The following is a 13,147-nucleotide window of genomic DNA, read 5'->3' on the forward strand; positions in this document are numbered from 1 at the left end:
CTTTTAAAAACCTTTCTTTAACTTTTAGTAATAACTTTTTTTAAATTACTAAAAACTACTTATTTTTGTAGCTACGCTTTGCGGTAAGTAAAGCGAGCAAACATTAAAATAAACAACTAAGTATATAATGAAAAAAGTCACCAAAGAAACTTATATCAATTGGTATAGAGATATGCTATTTTGGAGAAAGTTTGAAGACAAGCTAGCAGCAGTTTACATTCAGCAAAAAGTTAGAGGTTTTTTACACTTATATAACGGTCAAGAGGCTGTTTTAGCAGGTTCATTACATGCAATGGATTTGACAAAAGATAAAATGATTACTGCTTATCGTAACCACGTTCAACCAATTGGTATGGGTGAAGACCCTAAGCGCGTAATGGCAGAATTATATGGTAAAGCTACGGGTACTTCTCATGGTATGGGAGGTTCTATGCATATTTTTTCTAAAGAATACCGTTTTTATGGTGGTCACGGAATTGTAGGAGGACAAATTCCTTTAGGTGCTGGTATTGCTTTTGGAGACAAATACAAAGGTAGTGACGCAGTTACTTTATGTTTTTTTGGTGATGGAGCTGCACGTCAAGGTTCTTTACATGAAACCTTTAACATGGCAATGAACTGGAAATTACCTGTAGTATTTATTGTTGAAAATAATGGATACGCTATGGGTACTTCTGTTGAAAGAACAGCAAACCATACTGATATTTGGAAACTTGGTTTAGGATATGAAATGCCTTGTGGACCTGTTGATGGAATGAATCCTATCAAAGTTGCTGAAGCTGTAGATGAAGCTATTCAAAGAGCTCGTCGTGGTGATGGACCTACTTTCTTAGAAATGAAAACATATCGATATAGAGGACACTCTATGTCAGATGCTCAACAGTATCGTACTAAAGACGAAGTTGAAGAATACAAAAAAATAGACCCAATTACTCAAGTTCTAGAGGTTATCAAAGAAAAAGAGTATGCTTCAGAAGATGAAATCAAAACAATTGATAAAGAAGTAAAAGATATAGTTAAAGAATGCGAGAAATTTGCAGAGGATTCTCCATATCCAGAACTAAATCAATTATACGATATGGTATATGAACAAGAAGATTACCCATTTATAAAATCTAAGTAAACTATGGCTACAATTATAAACATGCCTCGCTTAAGCGATACGATGGAAGAAGGTGTCGTAGCTTCTTGGTTAAAAAAAGTAGGTGATAAAGTAGAAGAAGGAGATATTTTAGCTGAAATAGAAACAGATAAAGCTACGATGGAGTTTGAATCTTTCCACGAAGGTACCTTATTACATATTGGTGTTCAAGAAGGCGAAACAGCTCCTGTTGATAGTCTCTTAGCTATTATCGGTGAAGAAGGAGAAGATTTTTCAGCTTTATTAAATGAAAGTAGTACTCCTGAAAAGGAAGAAACTCCAAAAAAAGAAGAAAAAAGTACTGCTATAGACTCGACTATACCTGAAGGTGTAAAAGTAGTAACAATGCCTCGTTTAAGTGATACTATGACTGAAGGTACTGTTGCTTCTTGGTTAAAAAAAGTGGGTGACAGTGTTGAAGAAGGAGATATTTTAGCTGAAATTGAAACTGATAAAGCTACAATGGAGTTTGAATCTTTTAACGAAGGAACTTTATTGCATATTGGTGTTCAAGAAGGTGAAAGTGCTCCTGTAGATAGTTTATTAGCTATTATTGGTGAAGCTAAAACTGACGTTTCTTCTTTAGTAGAAGCTCACAAAGCCGGTGCTTTAACTAGTGGAGAAACTTCTGAAAAACAAGAAGAAACACCTAAAGCTGTAGAAAGTAAAGAAGTAACAGTTGCTACTCCAGTAGAGACTGTATCAAATAATAAAGGTGGGCGAATTTTTGCATCTCCCTTAGCTAAGAAAATCGCTAAAGACAAAGGAATTAATATAGCCGATATTAAAGGTTCTGGTGAAAATGGTCGTATCATCAAAAAAGATGTTGAAAACTATACTCCAGCTACAAAAGTTGAAACTCAAGCAGCTACTCCATTGGCAGTAACTAATTTTTCAATTGCAGGAGAAGAAAACACTTCTGAAGTTAAAAATTCTCAGATGCGTAAAGCTATCGCTAAGGCATTGGGTAATTCTAAATTCTCTGCACCTCACTTCTACTTAAATATTGAAGTAGATATGGATAACGCAATGGCTTCTCGTAAAACCATCAATGCTATTCCAGATACTAAAATATCATTTAACGATATGGTAGTAAAAGCATGTGCAATGGCATTGAAAAAGCATCCACAAGTTAATACTAGCTGGACAGATAACAACACCCTATTTCACAGTCACATTCACGTAGGTGTTGCGGTTGCGGTTGACGAAGGTTTAGTTGTTCCTGTGGTAAAGCATACAGATGCATTAAGTTTAACACAAATTGGTGCTGCTGTTCGTGATTTAGCTGGTAAAGCTAGAAACAAAAAAATCACTCCTACAGAAATGCAAGGAAGTACCTTTACAGTTTCTAATTTAGGAATGTTTGGTATTGAAAGTTTTACTTCAATTATCAATCAGCCAAACTCTGCTATTTTATCGGTAGGTGCAATTGTACAAAAACCAGTAGTTAAAAACGGAGAAATTGTGGTAGGAAACACTATGAAATTAACTTTAGCATGTGATCACAGAACTGTTGACGGTGCTATTGGTGCTCAATTTTTACAAACATTAAAAACCTATATTGAAAACCCAGTTACTATGTTAGCTTAGTTTTCAATAAAATAAAAAAAAGCTCGCAAAATTGCGAGCTTTTTTTATGAACCCAATCAAGCAAGCATCATTTTGAATTAATGATTTTGATTACCTCATTTACCAATTTAGGAACTGATGCTGGATTTTGTCCTGTCACCAATCTTCCATCAACTTCAACATGTGGTTCCAGAGGAGAACTTGAGTAAAAGAATTTTCCGCCATGTTTTTCTATCGTCTTTCTAATTAAAAACGGAAAGCTTTTAAAATACGCTCTATCTTTCTTTTCATAATCTTCAGGAAAACCATTTACACGTTTATTTTTCACTACATATTCTCCATTACTTCTCTTTAAATAAACAATTCCTGCCGTACCGTGGCATACTGCACTAATAACTCCTTTTTGTTTTTCATAAATATCTATAGCTAATTTTTGAATCTCTCTATTTTTAGGTACATTAAACATAGCGCTTCCTCCTCCCACATAATAAATTGCTTTATAATTCGACGAACGAACTTGCGTTGGTTTTTTAGTGTTTTTTAAAGCATACATAAAATCGCCATTATACAAATACTCCTTCTTCTTTTTTTCTGATGTATTTAGGTATTTCAAAGGAATAGCACCTCCATTCGGGCTTATAATATCTATATTAAAACCAGCATCTTTAAATATTTCATAAGCTAATATTATCTCATCAAAACTATTTCCCGTAGGAATATCAGTTCCTAAGTAATAATTAGCATTAGAAACTACAAACAAAATTTTGTTTCCTGTTTTATTTGAAGATTCTCTAGTTGCTGTTTTACTTATAATTTCCCATTTATTGGTAAACTTCTTCAGTAAAAATAGATCTACAAATCTCCAGTTACGGCTAGGTATTAAAATTTCAACTTTGGCGGTAGCAATGTCATTAACTACATCAATAGAAATGATCTCTCCTATTCTACCATTAAATTCTCCTTTATTATCAGGTGAAAAAAAATTTGAGTATTCTTCTTTAGTATAACGTTTAAAACCATCTCTACCTGTAAGATATAAAGTAGCATCTTTTGAAAAAGATCTTCTAAGAAGGTTTATTTTATTATAAGAACTTCCTTCTATATAGTTATTGAGTGTTTCCTCTATCAACTCTTTATCTGAAAGTATAAAATTTGCTTGAGGACGATCTAGACTTTCATAAAACAACTTATCATCTGACACAAAACTCTTGTCATAATTAATTACTTTTTGTTGTTTACCTCCATAGATATTAATTAAAAGTTCTTGCTTAGTATCTTCCTTATATTGAGAAAAACTAGATATAAAAAAGAAAGCTGAAATTAGGGTCGCTATAATTTTCATTTTTTAAAAGATTTAAATTTCACTTCAAACCTCTTAAAATAAGCTTCGTTTTTGATGATACATTATAATTTAGGTGTCCTGAATTATAATTCTGCACTAACTAACCTGTTAAAAATTGCTTTTGATATTGGGCAGGTGTTTTACCAACCACCTTTTTAAAGGTAGCGTAGAAGTTTGATTTTGAAGAAAATCCAGCTTCAAAACCTATACTTTCTAATGTAATTTTATGATTTTCTCTTAACAATCTTTTTGCTTCATTAACTCTATACTCATTTAAAAAAAAAGCAAAACTTTTTCCAAGATTGTCATTTAAAAACTGAGATAATTTATGAGGAGATACTCCTATTTCAGTAGATATATCTGATAATTTAATAGCTGTATCTTTGTACAGTTCTTGCTCTTTCATTAAAGAATCTAATTGCAATTTTAACAAGTCGGCTTCATTATTTTTTATTTTCTTAGCGGAATATTTTTCAGGCAAGTCTCTAAAGATTGACTCTCTATTTTTCTTAGAAATAAAAAGTAATACTAAACCATAAAACACCAAAGAGAAAGTTACAGTCCCTACAAAATAGAAATAAAAATAGCCAACGATGTATGCTAGATAAATTAATAAGTTACTGCAAAAAACAGCTATTAACCATACTTCTGCTGTATTACAGACATCCTTCTTTGAAAAAAATTTTCTAAAAACATCTTTTAATATAAAACTCGATAATACAACATAAATACCCCAAACCAAATAAATAAACTTCACAAAATAGGTATTCCAAAAAAGTGTATCAACTGCATAAGGTTTTATAACCCCAATTATAGTTATTACCATTAGTAATAGTAAAAAATGGAGTTTCCACTTTAGCGAAATCTTTTTTGTTTTTTCGACGGATGATTTTAAGTAAAAATATAACGAAACACCTATTAAAAAACAGGCAGATAAGCCTATTTGTATAACCAATAAATTTCTTTCTTCTCTAGGAGTAAATACTGTATAAACCGACTTTCCTATTCTAACGGTTAAAAACAACACCAACAATCCAAACAAAAAATTTGGTACTCTATTTGTTTTATTAATCAATAGAAAATACACACTAACTAAAAAACCATTGAAAACACCTAAAGAACAAATAAAGAAAAGTAGCGGATTGTCAAACATACTATTTTTAGCAAAATTTCAACTAAAATATATAAAATACTGCTATCTTAACTAGTTATTTTTCTACAATTTTATTAACATCTTTTTTGCTTGTACTACATGTCGTTCATTATGGTAAATTACAAAACGAAATGTATCTCCTAACCGAAACCTTAGCAAAGGCAAAGTTGTTGCTGTTTTAATTTTAGTTAAGTCTTTTTGTTTGGCTAATTCTAACAACCTTAACAACTCTATTTGACTATTTAAAAAACGATCTACAACCTCTTTAGTAATCAGTTTTGAGTAAATAGGATTCTTAGTTTTAAAGGTTTTCATTGTTTTCATTCCCTCTTTAGGAAGCATCTCTAATGCAAATTTATTTCCGAAGTAGCTAGGTTTAAATACTTCTGATTTTGATAATTTAGATTTATCTAACTGCTTTTTAAGCTCTCTATTATAAAAATCTGCATACCTATTTAAATGCTCTAAACATTCAATTATAGACCAAGACTTTACCTCTTTTTTCTTTTGTAAGTCGATTTCTGAATATGTATCTAACGATTCTGCAAAATGTATGTGAGAATTTACATACTGTTTTAATTCTTCTAGTAATTCTTCAGTTTTAAAAATCATTCTTTAAAATTTTCTTCAAAATTGAGGCTTTTATATTGAAAAAAACTTGAGGTTAATCAAGAGTTTTTAAGATTCTGGATAAGGTTTCTGGTGTCATTCGTAAATAGGAAGCTATATACTTTAACGAAATTTCTTGAAATACTTGCGGGCTTCTTTGTAATACATTTTCAAAACGTTTTTGTGGCGAGTAGGTTATCAAGTCTATTTCTCTTTCTATTTGTTGATGTACAAAGTTTTGTAATAACTCTTCCCATATTTTTTTATTTTCTTGAGAAGCTTGCATTAGCTGGGTAAATTGTTTTTTTGATATCATTTTTAAATGACATCTCTTTAACGCTTGTATGTAAAACTTGGTTGGTTTCTCTGTAATAAAAGAATCTAACGCTGTTATGATGGAGTTCTTATACCCAAAACGTATTGTATGCTCTTCTACTCCATCGTCAATAAAAATACGAAGACTTCCTTTTTCTACTAAAAATAAATCTGTGTTCACCTCTGTTTGGCTTACTAAATATTCATTTCTTTTAAGGATAATTTCATTTTCCCAATTGGGTTCTAAAATCTCTAAGAGTTTTTTATAAAAATCCATCAAAATAATGTAGTTTGATTGGTTTGGTTTTTATCAAATTTAGTAAAATCTAGCGGAGAAAGTTTTCTATCTTTTAAATATAGCTTTCTTGCTAGCATCATTTGTATCTTTATTTGTTCGGCTATCTTACCTTCTCCTCTCATTCTATTTCCATAGCGAGAATCATTTAACGAACCTCCGTGACATTCTTCTATTTGATGTAGTATTTTATTTGCTCTGTCAGGATAGGTTCTTCTTACCCAATTTGTAAAAATTTCTCCTATAGCCCCATTTAAACGCACAATTGTATATCCTACTGATTTCGCTCCTAATTCACTTACTTTCTTTACTAGTGGAAATATTTCATGACTATTAATAGAAGGAATAATAGGCGCCATCATTACATTTACAGGAATATTATGTTCAGTTAATATTTGAACAGTTTCCAATCTTTTCTTAATAGATGCTGTTCTAGGCTCCACCAATTTTCTTGTTTCTTCAGATAATGATGTAATAGATATACTTACCCTTACTAAATTTAAAGCTGCCATTTCTTTTAAAATATCTAAATCGCGAAGAATTAAAGCATTTTTGGTTATCATACTTACGGGATGCTTTAATTTTAATAATATTTGTAGCATTTTTCGAGTAATCTCCAACTTCTTTTCAATAGGCTGATAACAGTCTGTATTTCCTGAAAACATAATATTTTGGGGCTGCCAATTACGACTTCGTAACTTTTTCTCTAATAATTCTGGCGCATTGGCTTTGTACAATATTTTTCGTTCAAAGTCTAACCCTGCTGAATACCCCCAATATTCGTGTGTGTTACGTGCATAGCAATATATACAACCATGTTCACAGCCTTGGTATGGATTCATAGAATATGAGAATCCAATGTCAGGACTCGTTACTTTATTAAGAATTGTTTTGGGGTAAATTTCTAAATATGTTGTTTTATTATTGTCTGCTAATTCATTTTCAGCTTCACAATAGTTTAAAAAATCATCTAGCATCTCATGCTGATGTTGTATAAATTTATTGTGTGTGTTGTGTTGTGCACCACGCCCTTTAATGTAGTCCATAATCATATCTAAATAAAATATTATAAAATTGTCTTTAGAATGACTTTATCGAGAAGAGGTTAACATAAACTTCTCGATACAATTTCGATAGAATTCCGAAATCATCCGAAGTGACTTTATAAAAATACAAAAAAAGCAACACTAAAGTTTTAACTTTATTCTTACTGATTTAAAAAACTTAAGGTTTTACTAGTATTTTCTTCACTGCTATTTGTTGTCCTTCTTTTAGTATGCGAACAAACAACAAACCTGTTTTAAAGTTGGGTATAGGAATGGTTTGCCTCATTTTTTGAAGTTTGTTGGTGTAAATTATTCTTCCTGTGACATCTACAATTTCTATATCTAAATTATTACCTTTTGAATACACAAACATTCCTTCTGAAACTATTACAGGGTTTGGGTATATTTTTAGTGTATTATCAAAAGGGAAATCTATTTTTATACTGTCTGTGTACACCTCTGTTCCATTATTGAGGACAATTCTAGCTCTATATTCACTTTCTCCTCCTGTAACATTAGTGTCATCTGTTTGAAGTTCTTGTATATTAGGGTTCGTAAATGTTTTAATTATTTGTTTGTTTCCGCTACTTGTCTTTTCAAAAATAACGGATGCAACATTTGTTAGTGTACTTAAGCTTAACCTTAAATCTATGGCATTTTCATTTTTTACAAAGGCTAAAAAATTCTTGTAATAACAATTAACTCCTTGTAAATCATAATTTATTGTTTGCCCTTTCACTCCAACTCCATCATTAAAAACTGGTGTTATTGATATATAAGGTGTATTTAATGTGTTTTTTGAAATAATAACACTCGTTTCACTTGATGTTATACTGGTATACATATAAGCATCATCTAACAACTGTACATTATAGGCTATTGCATTTGGAACTGACTCCCAACTAAATTGAATATTTTCATCACAGTTAAAATCTACAACAGGTGCAATCACATCTGATATTATAAATTCTTCGGAAGTATAATAAACTCCATTTATCCAAGCTCTTAATTGAGCTACTCCGTTAACCTCTGGAGTTTCCCAAGATAAAAATGGTTTTGAAACATTTGTTGAATTTGCAACCTCAATCCAATTTCCATTATTTATAGTGTATTCAATTTTACTTATAGGAAAATCTAATTTATTTGTCCATCTTATATATTTACCTGTTGCAGTTGGTAGCTTATCTTCCTTACTAGGATAATTCCACGTAAAGACATCTTTAGTTTCAAAAAAGTAAGCAATTGAAAAAGATTGCGCAGGTGTAGCTAGCGAATTAGCCTTCACTTTTAAAGTATAAATTCCCTCTTCTGGAGCATTTATCGTTATTAGTTCCACATTATTAATATGATCTTCTCCTTGCACTGCTTCTTTTTCTAATAAGTTCTGAGACGGAGAAGAATCTAGTACCCAAGGTAACCATGAATTAACATCTTTATTCACTTCAAAATCAAGATCATTTACTAACGCTTTATCATCATTAACATTAGCAGGAATATCATTCCATACTAGAGCTATTCTTACTTTTTTAGTTGTTGCATCTATAGGTATTGAATATTCTTTAATCTCATTACTAGAAACTACATCGTTAATATAATTACCTTTATCTAAAACAAGCATACTTTGAGATGCATTTACATTGCCATAACCACTTTTAAAATCAATACCTTTAGGTCCTACGTCATCAGCTCCTGCAATTAACAACGACTTTACCAATGATGATGAAGGAAATGTATTCTTACTCTCTTTATACTTTTGTTGTAATAAGGCTACTATACCTGACACTATAGCTGCTGCATCTGAAGTTCCTTCAGGACCATGAGCAACAAGTTCTGGTTTTAACCTCCCATCGTAAGTAGGTCCTTTTGAACTTCTTGAGTTGATATTTAACTCGCTATTTACTCCTCCAACAACTAAAACATTTTTAGCCATTTTAAAATTCCCTGTTATATTAGCATAACCTACTACTCCTTGATAGTTTCCATCTTCTGAAGTAGCTTCTCCAACATTACCTGAAGAAAATACATGAAGTAGTTCAGGAACATCTATGGTACTTTGATCATATGCATTTGCTTCTGCTCCATAAAAGTTTTCTATCTCCGTTCCATAGGAGTGATTTTGGACGAATATGGTATTGTCTTTATAATAATTATCTGAATCGGGTAATAATGTGGTAAAATCTGAAGATGATAAATAACTATGATAAGCAACTCCTTTAGAGTTATATGCACTATTACCGGCTCCTCCTATGGTTGTAGCCATTAAAGTTGCATGACTAGAAACATCTGTTGCTTCATTACCGTAAAGCTTCTCTCTATTTCTTAAATCTATATCATCTATATTAAATAATAGTTCTTTAATAGATATAGTTATCTCATTACCTTTTATAGTTTTGAATTCGTTATGAAGCTTGTAAACATTATTAACACTTAAATCAACCTTTTCAATTGGAACTTTTTCTGGTTGAGGCTTAAGCTGTGTATCTATGTAGATGACCTGGTAGATAGAAGCTATTCTATTTAAATCAGTTGACTTTACCTTTAGTGTTAAAAAATCCTTATACTTATGTAGTTTTGTAACTTTTATCCTTTTTTCTTCTACTTCCTCCAAAAAGAGGTTAGAGTTAGTTGTTTTTACTACAACTCTTACTTCTTTATTTTTTTTTGTACTTAACAACTCACTTCTAGGTGACAGCTTCCAAGTATCATTTATATCAAATAGCTTTCCCTTAAAAACTGAGCCTTTAACATTCTCTTTTTTTGTTATGATAAAAAAATTATCATCTAGTTTTCTTACAACTTTTATCTGTTTTTTATTTAAAATCAGGCTTTTTTGAGTACTTAAATAATATTTTTTTTTAAACGTACTTTTTTCCAGTTGCCTAGGTTCAAATTTTTTTACATAAATAGGAAAATCAACTTGCGAGCACACATTGTTTATTAAAAACACACTACAAAAAAACAAAAAAAACAATCTCATATATATATATTATTAACACAAATTAAATACTTTTTTTGCATATTCTATTATAAAAATATACTTTTGTTGACAATTCACAATAAAAAACCTTTAAACAATGAAAAAAATCAACTTAAAATTGCTAAGCATTTTAGCTTTTGCTGCAATTGTATTTGCTGCATGTAATTCTTCAGAAGAAACTATTCCAAACGAGCAAACTAACCAAATATCACCTGAGGTTGCTTCAAAATTACAAGCTGCTTATTTTGAAACTTCTTCTGCAAAAGTAACTACTTTTATGGGAGAACAAGGTGTAGCTGTAGAGGATATGTTCTTTACTTTTGCTCAAATTGATGAGTTAGGAGAAGGTTCAAACGTTCCAAACACTGAACATTACAGAACTACTAATTTAGTAACTGGTTTACCTAGAGTACTTACTGTAAGTGTTTCTCCAGATTTAGGAACTTTAGGTTCTAATGCTTTAGATGAAACTATCGTTATGTTAAATAACCTAGGTTCTCAATTAACGTATCAAAGAGTTTCTTATGGTGGTAAAGGTAAATCTAAAGCTGATATTGAAGTTAATGAGTTTTACGAATTAGAAAGTGGTGGGTTTATCACTTTAGGTAGAGCTGCTGGTTTCCCTACAAGAAAAGGAGATCCTGCTAAAGGTTTTGGTATTAATAGTAGATGGTTTGAATTGTCTATTGCTCCTACTTCTAGCGAGCTTGCAGGAACTATGGCTCATGAAATTGGGCACTGTATTGGTTTCCGTCATACTGATTATCAAACACGTGAAAGCTGTCGACAAAATGTTAATGAAGGTAGTGCTGGTGTAGGAGCTATTCATATTGCTGGTACTCCAACTGGTTCTGACAACACTTCAATTATGCAGTCTTGTGGACCTGCTATCACATTCAACAATAATGATAAAAATGCGATGTTAACTCTTTACTAGAAAGAGTTGTATTTTTAAGATATTTAAAAGCCCAGATATATCTGGGCTTTTTATTTTTTATATTCTTCTAGTTTTATTCATTAACCAAAAATCAGCAAGTACTAAAGCTGTTAATGCCTCTACAATAGGTACAGCTCTTGGTACTACACAAGGATCATGTCGTCCTTTTCCGTGTATTTCGGTAGCTTCTCCTTTTGAATTTGTAGTTGCTTGGTTTTGCATTATCGTAGCTACAGGTTTAAATGCTACTCGAAAATAGATATCCATTCCATTAGAAATTCCTCCTTGTATTCCTCCTGACAAATTAGATTGTGTAGTGCCATCAGGATTAAAAATATCATTGTGTTCAGAACCTTGCATCTTTGCCCCACAAAAACCACTTCCAAATTCAAATCCTTTTACAGCATTGATAGACAACATGGCTTTTCCCAACTCTGCATGTAATTTATAAAAAATAGGTTCTCCTAAGCCTACAGGTACATTTTGTGCTACACAAGTTATTGTTCCTCCAATAGTATTACCTGCTTTACGTATTTCATGAATCTTATCAATCATCTTTTCTGCTGATGCTTCATCAGGACAACGAACAACATTACTTTCAGTTTTAGAAAAATCTAAATCTTGATAAGGTTTTACCATAAATACATCTCCTACTGATGATGTAAATGCATTGATATTTATATGATTGATTAATTGTTTCGCTAAAGCTCCTGCTACTACCCAGTTGGCTGTTTCTCTTGCAGATGTTCTTCCACCTCCTCTATAATCTCTTATCCCATATTTTTTATCATATGTATAATCGGCATGTGAAGGTCGATACACATCTGTATTATGATTATAATCTTTGCTTTTTTGATTTGTGTTTTTTATTATAAAGCCTATGGATGCTCCTGTAGTTACTCCTTCAAAAACTCCTGATAAAAACTCAACAGTATCTGGTTCTTTACGTTGTGTTACTATTTTAGATTGCCCTGGCTTACGACGATCTAATTCTTGCTGAATCGCTTCAAAATTAACTTTTACCCCTGCTGGAAAGCCATCAATTACACCTCCTATGGCTGTTCCATGAGATTCTCCAAACGTAGTCAATTTTATAATGTTTCCAAATGAATTAAACATACCTATACGATTTTAAAACGAAGGTAGAATTTATTTGCTAAAAACTACAACTTTCATCACTACAATTGTTAGTAAAATAACCTTTGAATTCATTTATTAAATTGTTTTTCTTTTTTCTTTCCTTATGACACAAACAGTAAACTTATTGATAGCAAAAGTGTTACATTTCATAAAGTTCCTTAACCTTAAATTTTCTTGAAAAAAGTAGTGAAAAACTTTTTTAGAATTGAAAAAAGGTCATATATTTGCACCCGCATTCAGGGAATACCTGATGAGGCACTCAGGAGAAATGGCAGAGTGGTCGAATGCGGCGGTCTTGAAAACCGTTGTCTGTAACAGGACCGGGGGTTCGAATCCCTCTTTCTCCGCAAGTCCGAAGCGAAAGCTTCGGACTTTTTTTTAGGGGATTAAAGAAAAAAGCTTACAAATTTGTAAGCTTTTTTCTTTTTTATATATGTCCCGTCCTGAAATAAGTTGACACAAAATCGACTTATTATGAGTAAAGGAGTAAACAAGCGGGTTAAGCGCACCCAACGCGATTACAATTTAGGCTTTAAATTAGCCTTAGTAGCCGAGGTAGAAAAAGGCAACTACACCTATAAGCAGGTACAAAAAGTCTATGGTATTCAAGGTAGGAGTACTGT

General features: G+C 31.6%; 10 protein-coding genes, 1 tRNA gene and 1 pseudogene. 5 read left to right on the forward strand and 7 right to left on the reverse strand.

Annotation, left to right across the window (positions count from 1 at the left end; all coding sequences use genetic code 11):
• Window positions 1–127 precede the first annotated feature (127 nt).
• Both pdhA and ACKTSW_RS06350 read left to right on the forward strand, forming a co-directional pair.
• Complete coding sequence (pdhA, locus tag ACKTSW_RS06345) at window positions 128–1,123, forward strand: pyruvate dehydrogenase (acetyl-transferring) E1 component subunit alpha (RefSeq protein WP_408024440.1); 996 nt, start codon at window positions 128–130, stop codon at window positions 1,121–1,123.
• A gap of 3 nt (window positions 1,124–1,126) precedes the next feature.
• Complete coding sequence (locus ACKTSW_RS06350; protein ID WP_408024441.1) at window positions 1,127–2,731, forward strand: pyruvate dehydrogenase complex dihydrolipoamide acetyltransferase; 1,605 nt, start codon at window positions 1,127–1,129, stop codon at window positions 2,729–2,731.
• A gap of 67 nt (window positions 2,732–2,798) precedes the next feature.
• Here the strand turns inward: ACKTSW_RS06350 and ACKTSW_RS06355 are convergent, their stop codons facing one another.
• The 6 genes from ACKTSW_RS06355 to ACKTSW_RS06380 form a co-directional block, all read right to left on the reverse strand.
• A complete protein-coding gene (locus ACKTSW_RS06355; protein WP_408024442.1) occupies window positions 2,799–4,052 on the reverse strand; it encodes a nuclear transport factor 2 family protein in 1,254 nt (417 codons plus the stop codon).
• A 100-nt stretch (window positions 4,053–4,152) separates the two neighbouring features.
• Entirely contained in the window at window positions 4,153–5,205 is a 1,053-nt protein-coding gene (locus ACKTSW_RS06360) for a helix-turn-helix domain-containing protein (protein WP_408024443.1), read from the reverse strand.
• Between the two features lie 63 nt (window positions 5,206–5,268).
• On the reverse strand, window positions 5,269–5,817 hold the full coding sequence (locus ACKTSW_RS06365) for a DinB family protein (RefSeq protein ID WP_408024444.1): 549 nt from the start codon (window positions 5,815–5,817) through the stop codon (window positions 5,269–5,271).
• A 52-nt stretch (window positions 5,818–5,869) separates the two neighbouring features.
• A complete protein-coding gene (locus ACKTSW_RS06370) occupies window positions 5,870–6,406 on the reverse strand; it encodes a Crp/Fnr family transcriptional regulator (RefSeq protein ID WP_408024445.1) in 537 nt (178 codons plus the stop codon).
• A complete protein-coding gene (locus ACKTSW_RS06375; RefSeq protein WP_408024446.1) occupies window positions 6,406–7,470 on the reverse strand; it encodes a PA0069 family radical SAM protein in 1,065 nt (354 codons plus the stop codon). Before ACKTSW_RS06375 ends, ACKTSW_RS06370 begins: the two co-directional genes overlap by 1 nt.
• A 178-nt stretch (window positions 7,471–7,648) precedes the next feature.
• Window positions 7,649–10,144, reverse strand: coding sequence for a S8 family peptidase (locus ACKTSW_RS06380; RefSeq protein WP_408024447.1), 2,496 nt, complete (start codon window positions 10,142–10,144; stop codon window positions 7,649–7,651).
• Between the two features lie 400 nt (window positions 10,145–10,544).
• Here ACKTSW_RS06380 and ACKTSW_RS06385 point away from each other — a divergent pair, with 400 nt between their 5' ends.
• Complete coding sequence (locus ACKTSW_RS06385) at window positions 10,545–11,384, forward strand: M57 family metalloprotease (RefSeq protein ID WP_408024448.1); 840 nt, start codon at window positions 10,545–10,547, stop codon at window positions 11,382–11,384.
• A 57-nt stretch (window positions 11,385–11,441) separates the two neighbouring features.
• Here the strand turns inward: ACKTSW_RS06385 and aroC are convergent, their stop codons facing one another.
• Complete coding sequence (gene aroC / locus ACKTSW_RS06390; RefSeq protein ID WP_408024449.1) at window positions 11,442–12,503, reverse strand: chorismate synthase; 1,062 nt, start codon at window positions 12,501–12,503, stop codon at window positions 11,442–11,444.
• Window positions 12,504–12,786: 283 nt separating this feature from the next.
• On the opposite strand from aroC, the gene ACKTSW_RS06395 reads away from it, so the two are divergent.
• Together ACKTSW_RS06395 and ACKTSW_RS06400 are read left to right on the forward strand one after the other, a co-directional pair.
• Window positions 12,787–12,871 (forward strand) — tRNA-Ser (locus tag ACKTSW_RS06395).
• A 127-nt stretch (window positions 12,872–12,998) separates the two neighbouring features.
• A pseudogene (locus tag ACKTSW_RS06400) lies at window positions 12,999–13,147 on the forward strand (IS3 family transposase); the annotation flags it as partial.

The sequence above is a fragment of the Tenacibaculum sediminilitoris genome (genome assembly GCF_964513795.1).
GTDB lineage: Bacteria > Bacteroidota > Bacteroidia > Flavobacteriales > Flavobacteriaceae > Polaribacter > Polaribacter sediminilitoris.

Excerpts from the sequence above, each read along its gene's own strand:
- ACKTSW_RS06385 (WP_408024448.1), top strand. The coding sequence starts at position 10,545 with ATGAAAAAAATCAACTTAAAATTGCTAAGCATTTTAGCTTTTGCTGCA.
- aroC (WP_408024449.1), bottom strand. The coding sequence starts at position 12,503 with ATGTTTAATTCATTTGGAAACATTATAAAATTGACTACGTTTGGAGAA.
- ACKTSW_RS06350 (WP_408024441.1), top strand. The coding sequence starts at position 1,127 with ATGGCTACAATTATAAACATGCCTCGCTTAAGCGATACGATGGAAGAA.
- pdhA (WP_408024440.1), top strand. The coding sequence starts at position 128 with ATGAAAAAAGTCACCAAAGAAACTTATATCAATTGGTATAGAGATATG.
- ACKTSW_RS06365 (WP_408024444.1), bottom strand. The coding sequence starts at position 5,817 with ATGATTTTTAAAACTGAAGAATTACTAGAAGAATTAAAACAGTATGTA.
- ACKTSW_RS06360 (WP_408024443.1), bottom strand. The coding sequence starts at position 5,205 with ATGTTTGACAATCCGCTACTTTTCTTTATTTGTTCTTTAGGTGTTTTC.
- ACKTSW_RS06370 (WP_408024445.1), bottom strand. The coding sequence starts at position 6,406 with ATGGATTTTTATAAAAAACTCTTAGAGATTTTAGAACCCAATTGGGAA.
- ACKTSW_RS06355 (WP_408024442.1), bottom strand. The coding sequence starts at position 4,052 with ATGAAAATTATAGCGACCCTAATTTCAGCTTTCTTTTTTATATCTAGT.
- ACKTSW_RS06375 (WP_408024446.1), bottom strand. The coding sequence starts at position 7,470 with ATGGACTACATTAAAGGGCGTGGTGCACAACACAACACACACAATAAA.